Source organism: Prevotella sp. E9-3 (genome assembly GCF_022024015.1).
Taxonomy (GTDB): domain Bacteria; phylum Bacteroidota; class Bacteroidia; order Bacteroidales; family Bacteroidaceae; genus Prevotella.
Genome location: NZ_CP091786.1, coordinates 1,252,110 through 1,273,066, shown reverse-complemented (window position 1 = coordinate 1,273,066; position 20,957 = coordinate 1,252,110). Strand labels below are relative to the sequence as shown.

General features: G+C 47.2%; 20 protein-coding genes and 1 pseudogene. 10 read left to right on the top strand and 11 right to left on the bottom strand.

The annotated features are described in order from the left end of the window. Positions 1 to 178: 178 nt before the first annotated feature. The 6 genes and pseudogenes from L6475_RS04440 to L6475_RS04415 all read left to right on the top strand — a co-directional run. Positions 179 to 581 (top strand): annotated as a pseudogene (locus L6475_RS04440) (hypothetical protein); the annotation flags it as partial. Positions 582 to 769: 188 nt separating this feature from the next. Further along, positions 770 to 2,155: a glycoside hydrolase family 28 protein gene (locus L6475_RS04435; RefSeq protein ID WP_237822884.1), complete on the top strand. Its 1,386-nt coding sequence runs from the start codon at positions 770 to 772 to the stop codon at positions 2,153 to 2,155. Positions 2,156 to 2,203: 48 nt separating this feature from the next. Next, positions 2,204 to 3,547, top strand: a complete 1,344-nt coding sequence (locus tag L6475_RS04430; protein WP_237822882.1) for a TolC family protein — start codon at positions 2,204 to 2,206, stop codon at positions 3,545 to 3,547. A gap of 28 nt (positions 3,548 to 3,575) precedes the next feature. Continuing rightward, complete coding sequence (locus tag L6475_RS04425; protein ID WP_237822879.1) at positions 3,576 to 4,730, top strand: efflux RND transporter periplasmic adaptor subunit; 1,155 nt, start codon at positions 3,576 to 3,578, stop codon at positions 4,728 to 4,730. A 6-nt stretch (positions 4,731 to 4,736) separates the two neighbouring features. Next, positions 4,737 to 5,489: an ABC transporter ATP-binding protein gene (locus tag L6475_RS04420; protein ID WP_237822878.1), complete on the top strand. Its 753-nt coding sequence runs from the start codon at positions 4,737 to 4,739 to the stop codon at positions 5,487 to 5,489. A gap of 6 nt (positions 5,490 to 5,495) precedes the next feature. Next, a complete protein-coding gene (locus L6475_RS04415) occupies positions 5,496 to 6,716 on the top strand; it encodes an ABC transporter permease (protein WP_237822876.1) in 1,221 nt (406 codons plus the stop codon). Between the two features lie 108 nt (positions 6,717 to 6,824). Here L6475_RS04415 and rny read toward each other — a convergent pair whose 3' ends face one another. The 4 genes from rny to L6475_RS04395 form a co-directional block, all read right to left on the bottom strand. After that, positions 6,825 to 8,366 (bottom strand): ribonuclease Y, encoded by a 1,542-nt coding sequence (rny, locus tag L6475_RS04410; RefSeq protein ID WP_237822874.1) that lies wholly within the window; start codon positions 8,364 to 8,366, stop codon positions 6,825 to 6,827. A gap of 49 nt (positions 8,367 to 8,415) precedes the next feature. Next, positions 8,416 to 8,727, bottom strand: a complete 312-nt coding sequence (locus L6475_RS04405; RefSeq protein WP_237822872.1) for a cell division protein ZapA — start codon at positions 8,725 to 8,727, stop codon at positions 8,416 to 8,418. A gap of 12 nt (positions 8,728 to 8,739) precedes the next feature. Beyond that, the gene (locus L6475_RS04400; protein ID WP_237822870.1) at positions 8,740 to 9,036 is read right to left on the bottom strand and encodes a hypothetical protein; all 297 of its coding nucleotides are present in this window, start codon (positions 9,034 to 9,036) and stop codon (positions 8,740 to 8,742) included. 240 nt (positions 9,037 to 9,276) lie between these two features. Then, the gene (locus L6475_RS04395; protein ID WP_237822868.1) at positions 9,277 to 9,906 is read right to left on the bottom strand and encodes a hypothetical protein; all 630 of its coding nucleotides are present in this window, start codon (positions 9,904 to 9,906) and stop codon (positions 9,277 to 9,279) included. Positions 9,907 to 10,083: 177 nt separating this feature from the next. Between L6475_RS04395 and rfbA the strand changes: the two genes are divergently transcribed. Genes rfbA through L6475_RS04380 form a run of 3 tightly spaced genes read left to right on the top strand, consistent with a single transcriptional unit; the run spans position 10,084 to position 14,052 of the window. Further along, positions 10,084 to 10,965 (top strand): glucose-1-phosphate thymidylyltransferase RfbA, encoded by an 882-nt coding sequence (rfbA, locus tag L6475_RS04390; protein WP_237822866.1) that lies wholly within the window; start codon positions 10,084 to 10,086, stop codon positions 10,963 to 10,965. A 49-nt stretch (positions 10,966 to 11,014) separates the two neighbouring features. Continuing rightward, on the top strand, positions 11,015 to 13,576 hold the full coding sequence (locus L6475_RS04385) for a polysaccharide biosynthesis tyrosine autokinase (protein WP_237822864.1): 2,562 nt from the start codon (positions 11,015 to 11,017) through the stop codon (positions 13,574 to 13,576). A gap of 35 nt (positions 13,577 to 13,611) precedes the next feature. Then, a complete protein-coding gene (locus tag L6475_RS04380) occupies positions 13,612 to 14,052 on the top strand; it encodes a BT0820 family HAD-type phosphatase (protein WP_237822862.1) in 441 nt (146 codons plus the stop codon). 208 nt (positions 14,053 to 14,260) lie between these two features. Here L6475_RS04380 and rplT read toward each other — a convergent pair whose 3' ends face one another. The 6 genes from rplT to thrS form a co-directional block, all read right to left on the bottom strand. Beyond that, complete coding sequence (gene rplT, locus L6475_RS04375) at positions 14,261 to 14,605, bottom strand: 50S ribosomal protein L20 (protein WP_237822860.1); 345 nt, start codon at positions 14,603 to 14,605, stop codon at positions 14,261 to 14,263. Positions 14,606 to 14,640: 35 nt separating this feature from the next. Further along, a complete protein-coding gene (gene rpmI, locus L6475_RS04370; protein ID WP_237822858.1) occupies positions 14,641 to 14,838 on the bottom strand; it encodes a 50S ribosomal protein L35 in 198 nt (65 codons plus the stop codon). A 110-nt stretch (positions 14,839 to 14,948) separates the two neighbouring features. Next, on the bottom strand, positions 14,949 to 15,659 hold the full coding sequence (gene infC / locus L6475_RS04365) for a translation initiation factor IF-3 (protein WP_237822856.1): 711 nt from the start codon (positions 15,657 to 15,659) through the stop codon (positions 14,949 to 14,951). A gap of 88 nt (positions 15,660 to 15,747) precedes the next feature. Beyond that, positions 15,748 to 16,563, bottom strand: a complete 816-nt coding sequence (locus L6475_RS04360; RefSeq protein ID WP_237822854.1) for an alpha/beta hydrolase — start codon at positions 16,561 to 16,563, stop codon at positions 15,748 to 15,750. A 92-nt stretch (positions 16,564 to 16,655) separates the two neighbouring features. Further along, the gene (locus tag L6475_RS04355) at positions 16,656 to 17,234 is read right to left on the bottom strand and encodes a manganese efflux pump MntP family protein (RefSeq protein WP_237824008.1); all 579 of its coding nucleotides are present in this window, start codon (positions 17,232 to 17,234) and stop codon (positions 16,656 to 16,658) included. Between the two features lie 153 nt (positions 17,235 to 17,387). Next, the gene (gene thrS / locus L6475_RS04350; RefSeq protein ID WP_237822852.1) at positions 17,388 to 19,334 is read right to left on the bottom strand and encodes a threonine--tRNA ligase; all 1,947 of its coding nucleotides are present in this window, start codon (positions 19,332 to 19,334) and stop codon (positions 17,388 to 17,390) included. Positions 19,335 to 19,534: 200 nt separating this feature from the next. Here thrS and L6475_RS04345 point away from each other — a divergent pair, with 200 nt between their 5' ends. Next, the gene (locus L6475_RS04345) at positions 19,535 to 20,134 is read left to right on the top strand and encodes an RNA polymerase sigma factor (RefSeq protein ID WP_237822850.1); all 600 of its coding nucleotides are present in this window, start codon (positions 19,535 to 19,537) and stop codon (positions 20,132 to 20,134) included. A gap of 72 nt (positions 20,135 to 20,206) precedes the next feature. Here L6475_RS04345 and rpe read toward each other — a convergent pair whose 3' ends face one another. Next, positions 20,207 to 20,854 (bottom strand): ribulose-phosphate 3-epimerase, encoded by a 648-nt coding sequence (gene rpe, locus L6475_RS04340; protein WP_237822848.1) that lies wholly within the window; start codon positions 20,852 to 20,854, stop codon positions 20,207 to 20,209. Between the last annotated feature and the right edge of the window lie 103 nt (positions 20,855 to 20,957).

Below are 20,957 nucleotides of genomic sequence, written 5' to 3'. Positions count from 1 at the left end.
ATTTTTTTGTTAACCCCAAATTCCGCAGCACTTTGGTTTAATATTCATTATAAGTTCTTGAGAAACAAAAAGTTTTTCGACTAGCGAAGCGCAGAGCCGAGCAGTCCAGGATTTTGCCATGTCAGATTTTTCACTTACCTTAGTGCTGCGTTTAACGACAAGCAAAATCATCAATGACGTGCCAAAGGTACAAATGAAATCTGAAAAAAGCACTCCTTTTGGAGGAATATTTCATGTGAGAGAGCTTTTTTCCCGTTTTGTGGCTCCGATTATAGACAAAGTGCTGGGCATCCGGTGCACATCATTCGGCTATCAGTATAGTGAGATTGTAGGTTCACTGGCAAGCGTCTACTTCTGTGGTGGCGACTGTGTGGAGGATGTGACCAGCCACTTATGACAGCTTGCTGGCACTGCGGGGATGGAAGAAGGAGGAGATCAACGGCATCGAGTATGAGCTGAACTCCATCACCGTGGAAAAATTGGAGGGGAAGGCATACCGCCTTGTCATACAGCGAGAGCGACGCACGGATGGGGAGCGGGACCTGTGGGAGGGAGAATACACCTACCGCTGCATTGACACCATAACGTGAATCTCTAAACGAAAGATTATTAGTTGCGGATTTTAGGATAATAAAGAAAAACGCTTCTTTTTTTGTACCTCTACTGAATTATTTAGGTTAAATATATGGCGATAGAAGTTTAGTATTTCAGAGATTATTTATAAATTTGCAGGCGAAACTTGAATAACTAATCCAAAAGGATACATATTATGACCCGAAGGATGTTATGCAGCGTATTGCTGGCTTTGGTGGCATTGGTTTGCCAGGCAAGGGTTTACGACGTGAAGGATTTTGGGGCCAAGGGCGATGGCAAGACGTTGGACCATGTGGCTATCAACAAAGCTATTGAGACCGCTACGTCTGAGGGTGGCGGACAGGTGGTGGTGCCTGCCGGTACTTACCTGTGCGGCAGTATCCGCCTGAAGAGCAACATAGACCTGCACCTGATGGCGGGAGCTAAGATTCTGGCTGCGCCTGCCAGCATGAAGGCCTACGATGAAAGCGAGTCATTCGGTGGGTTCCCGGAGTATCAAGACGGTGGCCATACCTATTTTCACAACTCCCTGATATGGGCTGAGGGACAGCAGAATGTCAGCATTACCGGCAGGGGTATGATAGACGGTGAGGGCCTGACAAAGCGCGACACAGAGAAGGGCGGCAACGTGCAGGGCGGCAGCATAGGCACCGGCGATAAGGCGATAGCGCTGAAGTTGTGCCGCAATGTGACCATACGCGACATAACCATTTATCGTGGCGGACACTTTGCCATCATCATCACAGGCTGCGAGATCGGCACGATAGACAATGTGACCATTGACACTAACCGCGACGGCATAGACATAGACTGCTGCAAGTATTTCACCGTGAGCAATACGAAGGTGAATACGCCCAACGATGACGCTATAGTGCTGAAGAGCTCATACGCCTTGAAAAAGGCTGTGGCGTGTGAGCATATCCTTGTGACTAACTGCATCGTTACGGGTTATAAGCTCGGCACGTTCCTCGATGGCACATACGTGCCGGAGAAGGTGAACTGGGTATGCGGGCGTATCAAGCTGGGTACGGAGTCTAACGGCGGCTATCGCAACATCACGATATCTAACTGCACCTGCATGTGGAGCAGCGGCCTGGCCTTTGAGGAAGTGGATCAGGGAAAGATGGAGAACATCGTGGTCAACAATATCTCGCTGAACCATGTGCACCACTACCCCATCTACATCACTACGGGTTGCCGTAATCGCGGCCCGAAGGAGGTGACACAACCTTCATCAGCACGTGACATATATATAAATAATGTCATCGCCAACGATTGCGATTCGCTTGCAGGCATTATAATCACGGGCATGGAAGGTGAGCCAATACGCAATGTCTCACTGAGCAACATACGCATACAGTATCGCGGCGGAGGCAAGAAGGTGGACAAGCCTTACCGCGAGCAGGGCACCAACTACCCGGAGCCCCGCTGGGCAGGTCCCACACCGGCATACGGCCTCTTTGCGCGCCACGTTGATGGACTGTACATGCACAACGTGGAATTTGAGCTGATGCGCCCTGATGAGCGACCAGACATCATACTGGAGGATGTGAAGAAATAGCCCCCAGCGCTGGAGCACAAAAACAGAGAAAATATCTTATAACTAACAATGAACAAAGGAATTATTATCTTGGCAGCCGGATGGCTGACTATGGCGCAAACCGCATGGGCCCAACAGGATGAATGGACACTGGAACAGTGTATTGCCCACGCCATGGAGCATAACATCACGCTGCAAAAAGCCCGCCTCACCACACAATCGGCCGAAGAGGATGTGAAGGGGGCACGGGCTGCACTGATGCCATCGCTATCGGCATCTACCAACCAGAGCCTGGGCTACCGTCCCTGGCAGGAAACGGGATTATCGACAGTGGCCAACGGCATCGTAGAGACAGAGGTAAAGAAAGGCTACTACAACGGCTCGTACGGACTGAACGCTTCGTGGACACTGTGGAACGGCAACCGTAACCGCAACACTCTGCGACAGAACAAACTGACCGTCGAACAGAGTCAGCTGCAGACGCAAACCGCCGCCAATAGTATTCAGGAACAGATAGCCCAGTTGTATGTACAGATACTCTACCTCACAGAAGCGGTGAAAGTGAACGAGCAAACACTGGAAACGAGTAAGAAGAACGAAGAGCGCGGACAGCAGATGCTGGAGGTGGGAAAGATGTCGAAGGCCGATGTGGCACAGCTGTCTGCCCAACGTGCCACCGACGAATATAATATAGTACAGGCGCGCGCAAACATTTCTTTATATTTACTGCAACTGAAGCAGCTGCTCGAACTGGACACTACCGACCCGTTCAGCATTGCTATTCCCAACACTTCCGACGAACAGGCACTGGAAGAGATTCCAAGTCTGCAGACGGTGTTCGAACAGGCACTGGGCATCCGACCAGAGATAGCCAACAGCGAACTGAGCGTGAAAAGCAGCGAACTGAGCGTGAAGATGGCAAAGGCCGGATACTCCCCCACCCTCAGTCTGACAGGAGGGGTGGGCACAAGCACCAACTCGCAGTCTGACAATGAATGGGGCAAACAGATGAAAACAAACTTCGACGCATCGGCCGGCCTGACGCTGAACATCCCCATCTTTGACCAGCGACAGACAAAGACCGCTGTGCGCAAAGCCCGAATACAGCAGATGCAGGCCCAATTGGACTTGGAAGAGGCTAAGGACGACCTGTACCAGACACTCGAAAGCTACTGGCTCGATGCAGAAACGAATCAGCAGAAACTGCGGGCTGCCATGGAGACAGAACAGAGCGAACAGCACAGTTTCGACCTGCTGCAGGAACAGTTCAACCTGGGACTGAAGAATATCGTGGAACTGATGACGGGAAAGGACCGCCTGCTCTCGGCCCAACAGAACCGGCTACAGAGTAAGTATCAGACGCTGCTGGCGCTGCAAATGCTGAAGTTCTACAGAGGAGAGGCTCTCAAATAGTAAAAACAAAAAAAGGAAAAACAAAGATATGAAAAGACTTTGCAAAGCAGGGATGATTGCCCTGACAGTGCTCACACTGACGGCCAGTTGTGACAAGAAAGCCACCGTTGACTTCCAGACAGCAAAGGTGGAGAAAGGAAATATTCAGACTACTATCACGGCTACGGGCACCATCGAACCGGTAACGAGTGTGACCGTGGGCACACAGGTGAGCGGTATAGTGAGCAAACTGTATGTTGACTACAACTCGGAAGTGAAGAAAGGACAGGTGATTGCCGAACTGGACAAGACCAACCTGACCAGTGAACTGAACACGGCAAAGGCCAACCTGAACAGCGCTCAGAGCACACTGGCCTATGAAGAGGCTAACCACAACAGATACAAAACGCTCTACGACAAGGGACTGGTGAGCGCCGACGAGTATGAGACGGCCCGACTGCAGTACCTGAAAGCGAAGGATCAGGTGACCACTGCCTCGCAGAATGTTCAAAAAGCGCAGACCAACTTGGGCTATGCCACCATCACCAGTCCTATAGACGGAGTGGTACTGTCAAAGAGCGTGGAAGAGGGACAGACAGTAGCGGCATCGTTCTCAACGCCTGAACTGTTTTCGATAGCACAAGATCTGACAAACATGCGCGTGATTGCCGACATCGACGAGGCTGACATAGGCGGTGTGAAGGAAGGACAACGCGTTTCGTTTACCGTGGATGCTTTCCCCGAAGACCATTTCGAAGGTCAAGTAACCCAGGTGCGCCAGCAGGCCACAACGGAGAGCAATGTGGTGACATACGAAGTAGTGATCTCGGCACCGAACAACGACTTGAAACTAAAGCCGGGACTGACGGCCAACGTAACGATTTTCACTCTGGAGAAGAACGATGTGCTGACGGTGCCGGCAAAAGCGCTCCGTTTTATGCCCAACGAGGCTCTGCTCAGTGAAGGGCAGACCATCGACGACGTAGAGGCTCCGCAGAAACTATGGACCCGCGAAGGCAACATCTTCAAGGCTCACGCAGTGGAGACAGGCACCTCCAACGGCATAACGACTGAAATAGTTAGCGGCATCAGCGAGGGTACGGAAGTTCTGGTTGACTTCAGCATCAGCGGTGGCGAACAGAAAGAGGAAGAACAGGCTGCCAACCCATTCATGCCAAGACCAAAGAACAACAAGAAGAAGTAAAAAAGTATGGAGGATAGAAAGGTAGTCATAGAACTGCAGAACGTGAAGCGATATTTCCAGGTGGGCTCGGAAACGGTGAAGGCACTGCGGGGCGTATCGTTCAAGATATACGAGGGGGAGTTCGTTACTATTCAGGGCACTTCGGGCTCGGGAAAATCGACGCTGCTGAACCAGCTGGGATGCCTGGACACGCCCACCAGCGGAGAGTATTTCCTGGACGGTGTGTCGGTGCGCACCATGTCGAAGACGCAGCGCGCCCACCTGAGAAACCAGAAGATTGGTTTCGTGTTCCAGAACTACAACCTACTGGCCAAGACTACTGCCGTGGAGAACGTGGAACTGCCACTGATGTACAACTCGAAATATAATGCTCAACAGCGACGAGAGGCTGCCGTAAAAGCTCTGAAGGCTGTAGGACTGGGCGACCGGCTGGACCATAAGTCGAACCAGATGTCGGGCGGACAGATGCAACGTGTGGCCATAGCCCGCGCACTGGTGAACGATCCGGCTGTACTGCTGGCCGACGAGGCTACGGGTAATCTGGACACACGCACTTCGTTTGAAATGCTGGTACTCTTCCAAGAACTGCACCGTCAAGGGCACACCATCATCTTCGTGACTCACAATCCTGAAATAGCGGAATACTCGAGCCGGAACATCAACCTGCGCGACGGTAAGATTCGGGAAGACACCATTAACACTAACATCAAATCGGCTGCTGAAGCACTGGCACTGTTGCCGAAACCTCAAGATGATTAATGCAATATGAACATACTGAACCTATTTAAAGTCAGCCTCAGGGCTGTAGCAAACAATAAGATGCGCTCGTTCCTGTCTATGCTGGGCATCATCATCGGCGTGGCTGCCGTGATTATCATGATGAGCATCGGACAAGGGTCGAAAGAGAGTATTCGCAAGGAACTCTCAACAATGGGCACGAACCTGCTGACCATCAGACCTGGAGCCGACATGCGTGGCGGTGTGCGTCAGGACCCGTCAGCCATGCAGACGCTGAAGATGGCCGACTACGAACGCATCTTGCGTGAAAAGAAATTCGTGACAAAGGTGTCGCCAGAGGTGACTGCCAGCGGACAGGTGATCTACGGCAATAACAACACCAACACCTCGCTTTATGGAGAAAGCCCTGAATACCTGGACATCAAACTGTGGGACATCGAGGAAGGCGAGTGCTTCACGGAGGAAGACATCAAAAAGGCATCGAAGAAAGTGGTGGTAGGAAAAACGATTGTCACCGAACTGTTTGGCGAAGGGGTGGATCCTATCGGCAAGACCATTCGATTCAAGTCTATACCGATGACCATCATCGGAGTACTGAAATCAAAAGGCTACAACTCGTGGGGAATGGACCAGGACAATGTGATGATAGCCCCCTACACCACGGTGATGAAACGTATTGCCGCCCAGACTTGGTTCTCAAGCATCGTATGCTCGGCGCTCACTGAGGAACTGAGCGACGCTGCCATTGAAGAGCTGACCCAGATACTGCGCGACAACCACAAACTGAAAGGCGACGCAGCCGACGACTTCACTATCCGTTCGCAAGCAGAGATGATGGAAACAATGTCGAGTACGATGGACACCGTGACGCTGATTCTGGTGGTGGCGGCCGCTTTCTCGCTATTAGTAGCCGGTATCGGCATCATGAACATCATGCTGGTTTCGGTAACGGAGCGCACAAAGGAAATTGGTCTGCGTATGGCCGTGGGCGCTACAGGTCCTGTAATCTCGTTCCAGTTTCTCATTGAATCGGTACTCATATCGGTGACTGGCGGACTGCTGGGCATCATTGTGGGATGCGGAGTGAGCGAGCTGATTATTCCACTGGCCGGCATGCCATCGAGTGTGCCTGCATGGAGCATCTATGTTTCCTTCCTGGTGTGTGTGGCCATCGGCATCCTGTTTGGTTATATACCCGCACAGAAAGCGGCCAACATGGATCCTATCGAAGCCATCAGGCATGAGTGAAGAGTGAAGAATGAAGAATGAAGAATGAAGAATGAAGAATGAAGAATGAAAATAGTTCTCCGCGATGGCGAAGAACTATTTTTTTATAGTAGTTATACTAACGTACAATTATTTTGCGTATGCCACAGAACGGGTTTCGCGAATCACGGTGATCTTCACCTGTCCGGGATAGGTCATCTCGTTCTGAATCTTGGTAGCAATCTCACCGCTGAGTGCTTCGGTCTCGGCATCGTCCATCTTATCGGCACCAACGATAACACGCAACTCACGACCTGCCTGGATGGCATAAGTCTTGGTAACACCGGGATAGCTCATGGCAATTGCCTCAAGATCGTTCAGACGCTTGATATAAGCCTCGACAATTTCACGACGCGCACCGGGACGTGCACCACTGATGGCATCGCACACCTGTACGATAGGAGCCAGAAGAGTCTGCATCTCCATTTCATCATGGTGAGCACCAATAGCATTGCAGATATCGGGTTTCTCCTTGTATTTCTCAGCAATCTTAGCACCATAGAGTGCGTGTGGCAGTTCGCTCTCCTCATCGGGCACCTTACCAATATCGTGCAACAGACCGGCACGCTTTGCCTTTTTAGGATTCAGACCTAATTCAGAGGCCATTACCGCACAGAGGTTTGCTGTTTCGCGAGCATGCTGCAACAGGTTCTGACCGTAAGAAGAACGGTATTTCATCTTACCGATGATACGCACCAACTCAGGATGCAGGCCATGAATACCCAGGTCGATAGTTGTACGCTTACCGGTTTCGATAATCTCATTGTCAAGTTGTTTCTTCACTTTCTGAACAACCTCTTCAATACGGGCGGGGTGAATACGACCGTCGCTGACCAACTGGTGGAGGGCCAGACGGCACACCTCACGACGAACGGGATCGAAAGCAGAAATAACAATGGCCTCGGGAGTATCGTCCACCACAATCTCAACGCCGCAAGCGGCTTCAAGGGCACGGATGTTACGGCCTTCACGACCGATGATACGTCCTTTCACTTCATCATTCTCAATATGGAACACGCTCACGCTGTTTTCAACAGCTGTTTCAGTGGCCACTCGCTGAATGGTCTGAATCACAATCTTCTTGGCCTGAGCATTGGCATTGAGCTTGGCCTCGTCCATAATCTCGTTGATATAGCTGGCAGCCTGAGTCTTGGCTTCGTCTTTCAGCGATTCAACCAGGCGGTTGCGAGCCTCTTCAGCACTCAAGCCAGAGAGTTCTTCCAACTTCTCACGCTCTTTCTGCTGCATCTTGCCCAGTTCTTCCTGCTTAAGGGCCAGCGCTTTCTTCTCATTGTCAATGCGCTGCTGCTGATTGTCAAGCTCGTTCTTGCGACGGCCCAGCTCTTCCTGGCGCTGATTCAATGACAGTTCACGCTGCTTCAGGCGGTTCTCACTCTGCTGAATGTGCTGATTGCGCTGCTGAACTTCTTTCTCCAGCTCACTCTTCTTATTGATGAACTTTTCTTTCACCTCAAGGAGTTTCTTTTCCTTAATAACTTCAGCCTCTTTCTCAGCAGCCTCAATACGCTCCTGGTATTTCCCGTTGACTACTTTGAGAAATACAAAATATCCGCCTACAGTACCTAAAACGAGTGCTGCGACGGCAATTAAAATCACAAAGATTATATCCATAATTTAGGTTATTATATTAATGTTAATACTCTCAGCTCTATTACAAATGTCATTTTTCCTTGAGTGCCGCCTCAATTTCAGCAGTCAATTCAGCGAGAGTATTATCATAGGGAGCGGTATCATTCTTTGCGCGTTCACGCTCTAAACGGAACGCAATCTCAATCAGCGTCATCAAGGCTATCGTGTGATCGCTCTTGCGTCCTTTATAGACTTGGGCGTACGCACCATAGCGCTCTGAAATGAGCTTGGCTGCCTGACGGAAATATTGCTCGTCTTCACGATTATGAAGAACGGTCCTTATATCTTCGTCGTAAACGTGCAGCGTGATATTTAGGGTCTCCTTGTCTGATTTCTCTGCCATCGCCTGTCTTCCTTACTTTTCGTTACTCAGGATTGCAATGCACTTGTTCACATCGCGAATCAGCTTGGACAATCGGTCTTTGGCTCCCTGAAGGTCACCATCGGTAATCTCAATCATCTTCGCCATCTTCAGCGACTGGTAGTCACGATCGCTTTGAGTCAACTTTTCCTGCAGATGTTTAATATCCTGCTCATTCTTACCAATGAGGTCATACAACTCTGCATTCTCCTTTTTCAACTCTTGAAAACGGAGGAGCATCTGCCTCACTCGGGTTTGAAACGTTGATAAAGCTTTCTCGCTTTCGGTCATGATTACAATTTATTTGTGTCACAAAGGTAAACAAATAATATTAAAAAATGAAAAATGAAAAAAGAAAGCGCAAACAAGTTAACGGGTTTTAACCATTGAGAACTTCCCGTTATTAAATCTTAACTCTCTTTTTTCATTCTTCAACCGTTTAACGGCAATTTAATGATAATTGCAGTTTTACTGAAGTTTATAAAACTGTTAAGGAACCTGTAGTTTAGAGTTCCCAGAACTTCATTTTTTTTAATTCTCAGCCTGTGGCTGCTTTTCCTTCTTAGCCAGCATAACCACACGATAAACAAAATCGGTAATCCATTTCTGAGAAAAACCAAGTCGCTTGTTATATTCACGCACAGCCACGATGGTTTTCATCACGCTTGGATCGGTATAATCATTCTTATTAAAGATATCGTTCACCGTCTTTTCGGTCATCTGATAAAGTGCCTTCTTAAAGAAACCTGGCAAACGCAGTTTGAATTTCAACAGATTGCCCGTAAGCATCATCACATCCTGAACGAGTCCCTGGAACTGGAGGAGGTAGGGCTGTACATCCTGCAGTTTCTTACAACGACGACGAACACTGGAGTCAATTTCCTTAAAGAACTCATCGTCCATTTCATACATCTCCTTCAGCATCTTCTTGCAACGTGCTTTTTCACCAACACCAAGCTTTCCTCCCTGTGTGGGTACGCGTAATGTAACTTTGAACGTGCGAAGGTCTGGCAGTGAAGCCAGATTCGTAATATTCAGCTCTGAAGCCAATACTGCTTGGAAATATACACGGATGAGGGTCATAAAATCTTCCATGCCCCCAGTTTTCATTTCATTTTCTCCGGTTCCTTTACGACCGAACAATTTTGCAAAAAATCCCATATTGTGTTAAAATTTTTGCAAAGGTACAAAAGAGTTGTGAGTTTTTCACGCAGAGTTACAAGTTTTTAAAAGAAATACAGCAAAAAAAAGTTAAATAAACGACTTGAATTCGGCTTACTCCTTACGAAATGACAACTTTTCTTTAACTTTGCAATCTAATAACAACGAAAACAAAGAATGAAAGGCATTGTTTTAGCGGGGGGAAGTGGTACACGCCTCTACCCTATCACGAAAGGAATCAGCAAGCAGTTGATTCCGATTTTTGACAAGCCGATGATCTACTACCCAATATCAGCCCTCATGTTGGCAGGGATTCGGGAGATACTGATCATCTCGACTCCATACGACCTTCCTGGTTTCAAAAGACTGTTGGGCGACGGCAGTGAACTGGGCGTAAGATTTGAATACGCTGAGCAGCCATCGCCCGACGGACTGGCACAGGCATTTATCATTGGAGAGAAATTTATTGGCAATGACTGTGCCTGCCTGGTATTAGGTGATAATATATTCTATGGTTCCGGATTCAGCGGACTACTACGAGAAAGTGTAGAGAATGCCGAGAAACACAATCAGGCAACAGTGTTTGGCTACTATGTCAACGACCCCGAACGCTACGGTGTTGCAGAATTTGACAAAGACGGCAACTGCCTTAGCATTGAGGAAAAACCGTCAAAGCCCAAATCTAATTATGCTGTAGTTGGTTTGTATTTCTATCCAAACAGTGTTGTTGAAATTGCAAAGAATATCAAGCCAAGTGCACGAGGCGAATTGGAAATCACAACTGTTAATCAAGAATATCTTAATCAGAAAGCATTAAAAGTAAAGACTCTGCAAAGAGGCTTCGCATGGTTGGATACTGGTACACACGATTCGCTGTCAGAAGCCAGCACCTTTATTGAAGTGATTGAGAAAAGACAAGGTCTGAAAGTAGCCTGTCTGGAAGAGATCGCATTCAAGAAAGGATGGATTTCCAAGGAACAGCTTTCTGAATTGGCCAAGCCCATGCTGAAAAACGGCTACGGACAGTATCTGCAGCAACTTGCAAACAGTCAGGAGTAACCGAAAAGGTTAATGATAAATACTAATTAGACTAATATATCATTATAATATGGAAGATATCAAAAAAACAGAATCTATTGAGTCAATGGACTCTCTATCACCTATGGAAGAGGAATCGTCATTTGACATTAGGACGATCTTTACCTTAGTGATTCTTAACTGGCAGTGGTTCGTACTGTCAATGTTTATTTTCATGTGCGGTTCGTTATTGTATCTGCGCTATACTGATTCCATTTATCAGGTATCAGTAAAGATGCTGATCAAAGACGAAGCAAACAATCGTAGAGGTGGCAACCAGATGCTGGCTAACATGCAGGATCTCGGTTTTATCTCAAACTCAACCGGTATCGACAACGAGATTGAGATCCTTCAATCCAGAAGATTGGCATTGGAGGCAGTAAAAGACCTGAAGCTCTATACTGAGTATTCGGCTAAGGGACGTATCAAGGAACAATTAGTTTACAAGACACAGCCTGTCACTGTTGACTTGGATCCTGAAGCTCTGGACGAACTGAGTAAGAGCAGCAAGCCTTTTATCAACCTGAAGATTGAATACAAGAACGGCAAATACAACGTGAGCAGCCGAGACAAGAGTGAAGATATCGACACGGTGTTCAGCAACCTTCCCGCAACAGTAAGTACACCTGTGGGAAGCCTCACTTTCACAAAGAACACTTTCGCTATTGAACAATATGTCAAGCACTCTAAAGACAAAAACTTCAATGGTGAATTGATGAAGGAAGGCGACGTGCTGTTCGTAAAGATTTCCTCACCTGAGAACGTTGCTGTTCGCTATACCGCCGCTATGACGGTGGCCCCAACTTCAAAGATGACATCTATCGCACAGCTGACACTGAAAGACAAGCACCCCGTTCGTGCACAGGACTACCTGACTCAGCTGGCTCTTTGTTATAACCGTCAGGCTAATGCCGACAAGAACGAGATTGCCGTTAAGACCGAGGAGTTCGTTAACAGTCGTCTGGAAAAGATTAATGCAGAACTAGGCCTCACAGAAAGCGAGCTGGAGAACTATAAGAAACGCAACAATCTGACTCAGCTCCGTTTGGATGCCTCACAGTTGGTTAGTCAGGCCAACCAATATACAGAACAGTTGGCTCAGGCTAATACTCAGATGCAGTTGCTGGACTATCTGCGTGAATACGTAACAAGTCCTTCAAACAAATATCAGCTGATTCCTTCAAACGTTGGTTTGAGCGACCCTATCTCCTCATCATTGATCAACTCTTACAACCAGACGGTGCAAGACCGCAACCGTATGCTGGAATCTGCTTCTCAGCACTCTCCACAGGTGATGACAATGACTAACACACTGGACCGTCTGCAGACAACCATCAACGAGGCACTGTTGCAAGCACGTAAAACGACTGATATCCAGCGTCAAGGTGTGCAAAAGCAGTATAATATGTATCAGGACAGGGTGTCTAACACTCCTGAGCAGGAACGTATTCTGACTCAGATTGGTCGTCAGCAGGAAGTAAAATCTGGTCTGTACCTGATGCTGTTGCAGAAGCGCGAGGAGAACTCTATTGCCCTGGCAGCTACTGCCGATAAAGGAAAACTGATTGATGATCCTGTGTTCAACGGAAAGGTTAGTCCTAAGAACTCTATCATCATGCTGGTTTCTTTTGTCATCGGTTTTGCCCTTCCTCTGCTGATTGTTTACCTGATCCAGTTGCTGCGCTATAAGATTGAAGGCCATGATGATGTTGCCCGTCTGACCAATATTCCTATCATCGCCGACGTAGCAATAGCTAGCGAAGCAGTGAAGACAACTGCTGGTATCGTAGTACATGCAAATACGAACAACCAGACTGATGAGATATTCCGCTCTATGCGTACGAACCTTCAGTTCATGCTGAGCGACAGTCAGAAAGTTATTCTGTTCACATCATCAACATCGGGCGAAGGTAAGACGTTCAACGCAGCCAACCTTGCTGTCAGCTTCTGCCTGCTGGGCAAGAAGACCATCCTGGTAGGTGCCGATATCCGTAAGCCTGCCCTCGGTCGTCTGTTTGAGATTTACGACCATCAGAAGGGTCTTAGCAGCCTGTTGGTTCACGACAATGTTACCAATGACTTGCTGAAGTCTCAGATTGTTCCTTCTGGTGTGAATGAGAATCTGGATCTGCTGCTTGCCGGTCCTACACCTCCAAACCCAACCGAGTTGCTGTCTCGCGAGTCATTGAAGCAGATTATGCAGCTGCTGCGTGACAACTACGACTATATCATCCTTGATACTGCTCCTGTCGGATTGGTTACCGATACCCTCCAGTTGGGCAAGTACGCCGATGTTACAGCCTTCGTTTGTCGTGCCGACTACACACCGAAGTCAAATATCGGAATGGCCAACGCATTGGTTAAAGATTCGAAGATGCCAAACATGTGTATTGTCATCAACGGTATCGACATGTCGAAGAAGAAGTACGGCTACTACTATGGCTACGGCAAGTACGGCAAGTACGGAAGATATGGATACGGACGTTATGGATATGGTAAATACGGCTATGGTACTTACGGCTCTTATGGTTCGTATGGCAACTATAGCGAGAGCCACTATAGCAACAAGAACGACGAGTCCATCAAGCACTAAGCTAATATTGCAAGCTAAACTGAAGATAGTAAGATATGACAATTGCAGTTGATTTCGACGGTACAATCGTCGAACATCGCTATCCTGAAATTGGACCAGAAATACCATTTGCCACAGATACGCTGAAGATGCTCATCAAAGAGCATCATCGGCTTATCTTGTGGACAGTACGTGAAGGTGAGCTATTGGAAGCTGCTGTAAACTGGTGCAGAGAGCATGGCGTAGAGTTTTACGCAGTCAACAACGACTACCCTGAAGAAAGACCGGAGAACAACCAGCATTTTAGTAGAAAACTTAAAGTAGATATGTGGATTGATGACCGCAACTTAGGCGGTCTCCCCGACTGGGGCACCATTTATCGAATGATTACTCGTCACAAAACCTGGCACGACCTCATTATCGAAGAGGTACAGAGTGCTACTCTCACTCCCTACGAGGAAATGCACCCAAAGAAAAAACCATGGTGGAAGTTCTGAGAATTGAGAGTTGAGAACTGAGAACTGGGAGGTATGATTAGACTATCACTCAAATAAAAAACGAGGAACAAGAAACGAAAAGCGAGAATCATAAACAATCATAATCATCAACAAAAAATGCGAACCGTTTGGTTCGCATTTTTTGTTCTTTCAGCTTTTCTGATTTCTCAGGTATTCTGATACTTCAGATAATCTGAATCTTAGCTGTTTACTTCACCTTAGCAACGATAGCCTTGAATGCTTCGGGATTGTTCAGAGCCAGGTCGGCGAGCACCTTGCGGTTGATCTCGATGTCGGCCTTAGCCAAAGCACCCATCAGCTTAGAATAGCTCATACCCTCCAGACGAGCGGCAGCGTTGATACGCTGAATCCACAGAGCACGGAAGTTGCGCTTCTTATTGCGGCGATCACGATAGGCATAGGTCAGACCCTTTTCCCATGTGTTCTTGGCTACTGTCCAAACATTCTTGCGGGCTCCAAAGTAACCGCGAGTAAGTTTCAGAATACTCTTACGTTTTGCACGTGATGCTACGTGATTTACTGATCTTGGCATAGTTTCTTTACTTTAAATGTTAGACAATAGGTTAATTAACGGAGACACAACAGGTCGCGAACCTGCTTCATGTTGCTGTTGTCAACGATGGTGTAGCCAACCAAGTTACGCTTCTGCTTCTTGGTCTTCTTTGTCAGAATGTGGCTGTGGTAAGCGTGATGTCTCTTAACCTTACCTGTACCGGTGAAAGAGAATCTCTTCTTAGCACCGGAGTTTGTCTTTACTTTTGGCATTGTTTTTAAAATTTAAAATTGTTATTAATAAGCGGCGACTACGCATATACCGGGCGCGACGCCTTTTTTTCTTTCTTCTTAATCAACGGTTGTATTAACCATCAAACTGCTTAATCTTCGCTTTCTGTCAATTTCTTCAGTGCATCAGCACTAATCTTTGCATTTGCGAAAAGACCGCCATTGGCTGGTGTCTCGTCTTCGACATCTATCTCAGCCTTTGAAGCTGTAGCCTTAGTATTTCCTTTGAGTTCTGCCTCATTGGCTTCACGGTCACGAGCCTGCTGACTCTTCTTTGCCACACCGGCCTTTTTAGGTGCCAGATAGAGGAACATTTTCTTTCCTTCGAGAGAAGGCATTGACTCTACCTTTCCAAACTCTTCCAAATCATTTGCGAAGCGGAGCAGCAGGACTTCACCCTGTTCTTTGAAAAGGATAGAACGTCCACGGAAGAATACGTATGCACGTACTTTGTTTCCTTCCTCCAGGAATTCCTTTGCATGTTTCAGTTTGAACTGATAATCGTGCTCATCGGTCTGAGGTCCGAAGCGAATTTCCTTCACTTCCACCTTCACCTGCTTGGCTTTCATTTCTTTAGCACGTTTCTTCTGCTGGTAGAGGAATTTTGAATAGTCAATGAGACGACATACTGGTGGATTGGCATTTGGTGAAATCTCAACAAGATCAACGCCTTGCTGGCGTGCCATATCCAATGCTTGCTTTGTAGGCATTACTGAAGATCCGCTTTCACCTACGATGCGGACTTCACGCACGCGTATCTGTTCATTTACGCGGTACTGATTCTGTTTTTTGTCGGGTTTCATTAACTATTTTAAGAAAATCGGCTGCAAAGTTACGCTTTTTCAGCTAATTAGCAAACTTTTTGGCCAATTATTTTTATCTTATTTACAATTATTTTTCATTTAGGAATATCCGTATCTGTTCTATCGACTGTTTCAGTTCCTCGGGGTTAAATCCATGACCTGCTCCTGGTATCACATACAAGCGTGCTTTTTTATAAAGTTTTACTGCATGTTCGGAGTCCTTCATCGACACCACCGGGTCTTTATCACCCTGTACAATGAGCACGGGTTTCTTGTATTTTCCTATCTTGTCGAAGACCTTCAACGGACGTACTTCCTGAAAGAAGCGTTTTCCCAATGGCACATTCCACACCAAGGTGGTATCTGGAATCATCTCATCCTTCGGATAGCGTTCGTTCCAGTTATCTGGAATACAGAGGGCTGGATAGACAAGTACTACCTTATTGACAGCCTTTGGCAGTTCAGCAGCCGCCAGAGCCGTAACGAGACCGCCCTGACTTTCGCCTATGAGTACGATTTTCGAGGCATCCACATAATCCATGTGTCTGAAATGATCCACCAATACTTTCAAATCGTTCTTCTCATCGAAAACCGACATATTCATGGTGTTATTATCACTCCGACTGTTCACAGAGCCACAGGGGAAATCGAACGAGAATGTCTGATAGCCCATCTCTGCCAACGGTTCAAAATAATTCTTTCCGAAATGATGAGTTCCATTAAAGCCATGTGAGATGATGACCAGAGGAAGTTTCTCTTTTACATTTTCAGGATGATGTAGCACACCGAAAATTTTCCGTCCTCCCTTTTCTATCCACATGTTAGTATTCTTCCAAACTGTCTCCTTCTGCGCCACGACGCTAAGAGGCAGCAAGAGCATCAATAAGAGAAATAACTTTTTCATTATTATAAGTCGTTAGTAATTTATATTCAAGACAAACAAGTAGTTTCTGTTTTAAAAAAACAGGTAAATGATAATCAAGGTAAATAGGTAGTTTACATTCCCAATAAATGGGTGAAGAGAATCTTACATCCGATAAAGAGCAGGATAGTGCCACCCAGCAACTCCGGCTTCAGTCTTCTACGGATGCTGGCTCCGAAGCGAATGCCCAACAGAAAACCCACAATACTCAGTACCAGCGAGCCTAAACCAATGATGAACAGAGGCAGCACAAGCTGCTCCATCTCTTCGTAGCCAGTCACCGCCATCGATATGCCTACAGCCAAAGCATCAATACTCGTAGCCACCGCCTGCATCAGTTGAGTTTTCAGACTTCGTGGATTAAAGTGATGCTCTTCTTCCGGCTTGCCCGCCTCACATATCATTCCAATACCGAGAAAAGCCAACAGTCCGAAGGCTATCCAATGATCGTATGCTTCTATATAGCGTTGGAAACCGCTCGTGGCAGCCCACCCTATCAGTGGCATTACCGCCTGGAAGAGTCCGAAGAGGAAAGCCGTGCGCATCATCACTGCCCAAACTTTCTGCTTCAGCAACACACCACTGACAATAGAGACTGTGAAACAGTCCATAGCCAATGCCACTGAGAGGAACAATATATCAACAATACTCATCATATTAAATCAGTGTGGAAAGGAGCCCTATTTAAAAGAAGGAATCAATCTATACGAAAGGAGGAAGTAATCTATACGAAAGGCTGAGTGTATCTAATAAAAAGACGGAAAGGCTTCCATATTCAGCCTTTCCGTCACTAATATAAATATTGCTTAGAAGTTCTTCGTCTGCTCTTTAACCTCAGCATTCACCTTATCGATGAATTCCTGAATGGTCATGGTAGCCTGTTCGCCGCCACCCTGCTGACGCATAGAAACAAGTCCTTCAGCCTCTTCTTTCTCACCTACGATAACCATATAAGGAATACGTTTCAACTCATTGTCGCGAATCTTACGGCCCAGTTTCTCATTACGCAGGTCGATAGAACCACGAACACCCTGCAGATCAAATTGCTTCAGCACTTTCTTCGCATAGTCGTTGTATTTCTCCGACAGAGGAAGGATAGCCACCTGATCGGGTGTGAGCCAGAGTGGGAAATGACCGCTGGTATGCTCGATAAGCACAGCCGTGAAGCGTTCCATCGAACCGAAGGGAGCACGGTGAATCATCACAGGTGTCTTCTTCTGGTTGTCCTCGTCGGTATATTCCAACTGGAAGCGCTTAGGCAGGTTGTAGTCAACCTGGATAGTACCCAACTGCCAGCGACGACCGATAGCATCCTTAATCATGAAGTCGAGCTTAGGACCATAAAAAGCGGCCTCACCATACTCAACCTTTGCGGGCAGGCCCTTCTCCTGACAAGCCTCCACAATAGCCTTCTCAGCCAGAGCCCAGTCTTCGTCGGTACCTACATACTTGTCGTGGTCGTTAGGATCGCGCAATGAAATCTGTGCTTCAAAGTCGAAGCCGAAAGCGCTGAGCACGATATTGATAATATCCATCACGTTCAGGAACTCCTGCTTCACCTGGTCAGGACGACAGAACAGGTGGGCATCATCTTGAGTAAATGAACGCACGCGTGTGAGACCGTGCAGCTCACCGCTCTGCTCATAACGGTAAACAGTGCCAAATTCTGCAATACGCAGAGGCAGGTCACGATATGAACGGGGTTTCCAAGCGAAAATCTCGCAGTGGTGAGGACAGTTCATTGGTTTCAGCATGTACTCTTCATCCTCTTCAGGAGTATGAATAGGCTGGAACGAATCCTTGCCATAGTGAGCATAGTGGCCAGAGGTCACGTAAAGGTTCTTCGAACCGATATGTGGAGTGATTACCTCCTGATATCCGAAACGCTTCTGCACCTTACGCAGGTGATCCTGCAAGCGCAGACGAAGTTCGGTACCCTTTGGCAACCAGATGGGCAGACCCTTACCAACTTTATCAGAGAACATGAAGAGTTCCATCTCCTTACCAATCTTGCGATGGTCGCGCTTCTTAGCCTCTTCCAGCATCACCAGATACTCATCGAGCATCTTCTTCTTGGGGAAGGAGATACCATACAGGCGCTGCATCTGCTCACGGGTAGCATCGCCACGCCAGAAAGCACCAGCCACGCTGGTCAGCTTCACAGCCTTGATCTCGCCTGTATCAACGAGGTGCGGGCCACGGCACAGGTCGGTAAAGTTACCCTGTGTATAGGTAGTGATGGTACCGTCTTCCAAATCCTGCTCAATATGCTCGCACTTATAGGTCTGACCATCGGCGGCAAACTCTTTCAGAGCATCGGCCTTAGCCACCTCTTTGCGAACAACGGGCTCTTTCTTGGAAGCCAGTTCCTTCATCTTCTGTTCAATCTTGGGGAAGTCGCTCTCTTTGATGCTCTCGCCACCTGGCAGCAGCACATCATAGAAGAAACCGCTTTCAACGGCAGGACCGAAACCGAACTGAATGCCAGGATACAACTCCTGCAATGCTTCAGCCAAGAGGTGGGCACTGGTATGCCAGAATGTGTGCTTACCCTGCTCGTCATCCCACTTGTAAAGTTCGATTTTGGCGTCCTCATTGATAGGACGGTTCAATTCCACAGTTTCACCATTTACGCCACAGGCCAATACGCTGCGTGCCAAAGCCGGTGAAATGCTTTCGGCAATCTCAAGTCCCGTTACGCCCTGCTCATACGAGCGAACAGATCCGTCGGGAAAGGTAATTTTGATTTCCATATCTACAATATATGTTTTTGTTTAAGCGAATGCAAAATTAGTACATATTATTGACAAAAAGACATTTTTTTATTGAAAAGTTTGGAAGTTAGATGAAATTTACCTATTTTTGCAGCCGATAAATGTATTAATAACTCAATTTTTAAATCTTTATTGCCTATCGAAAGAAATTTACTTCATAACAAAACTTAAAGAATAATATGAAGAAATTTGAAGGAGTGACCGACGAGCAGTTGGCATTACTCTATGCCGGAGGTGACAATAAAGCATTCGACGAGCTATTAGTTCGCACTCAAGAGAAATTGTTTACTTATATTATGTTCGTGGTTCGCGATCACGATACTGCTGACGATATATTCCAGGAGACCTTCGTAAAGGTGATTACCAAACTTCAGCAGCAGCAGTACACCGATAGCGGCAAGTTCCAGTTCTGGGTAACTCGCATTGCCCACAATGTGATTATGGACTGGTACAGAGCGCAGCGCAATGAGCATATCGTAGAACCAAATGCCGAGAACGACTTAAACAATCTTCGCTGTTCAGACATTTTAGATACTTATCGTGAAACCGAGTTGGTCAACGAGCAGGTACTCTGTGACGTCAAGAAGATGATGAACGCTCTCCCCGCCCCTCAGCGCGAGGTTGTCTATATGCGTTTCTACCAGCAGCTGTCGTTCAAGGAGATAGCTGAACTCACAGGTGTCAGCATCAACACCTCATTGGGACGTATGCGCTATGCGTTGTTTAACCTTCGCCGCATGGCAAAAGAACACAATATCGAATTGGCCCTACAACTGTAATACGACCACGAATTACACGAACCTAACGAGTTGTGTAATTCGCATATATATAATTAATAAGGTGTAGGATGTTCAGAGTCTCTTCAGTTCCTGAATTGTATCTTCGGGTCTAGAACTTCTGAACACATAACTTCCAGCCACCAGCACATCGGCACCGGCCTGTACCAACAGCGGTGCCGTTTGTTGTTGCACCCCACCGTCAATTTCTATCAGCGCCTTACTTCCATGAACATCTATCATCTGGCGCAACTGGCGGGTCTTTTTCAGAATCGTATCAATAAATTTCTGTCCGCCAAAGCCAGGATTCACGCTCATCAGCAGTACCATGTCCACATCATCAATAATATCCTCCAGCAAACAAACCGGAGTAGCCGGATTCAAGGTAACGCCGGCTTTCATCCCTGCATCATGAATTTCCTGTATGGTGCGATGCAGATGGGTGCACGCCTCATAGTGCACATTCATCATCATAGCGCCCAAACGAGCGGTCTGCTGAATATAGCGTTCGGGACCTACAATCATATAATGCACGTCGAGTGGTTTTTTACAAGCCGAAGCCACGGCTTCCATCACGGGGAATCCGAAAGAGATGTTGGGAACAAACGAGCCGTCCATCACATCAAGGTGAAGCCAATCGGCCTCACTGCGATTAATCATTTCTATCTCGCGGTCGAGATGCAGGAAGTCGGCAGCAAGCAAGGAAGGAGATACTATTGCCATTTTAGGGAATTGACAATTGATAATTGATAATTGACAATTGATAATTCAGAACTGAGAGGTGAGAACTGAGAGGTGAGAGTTCATATAGCGGTAGCAAACTCTA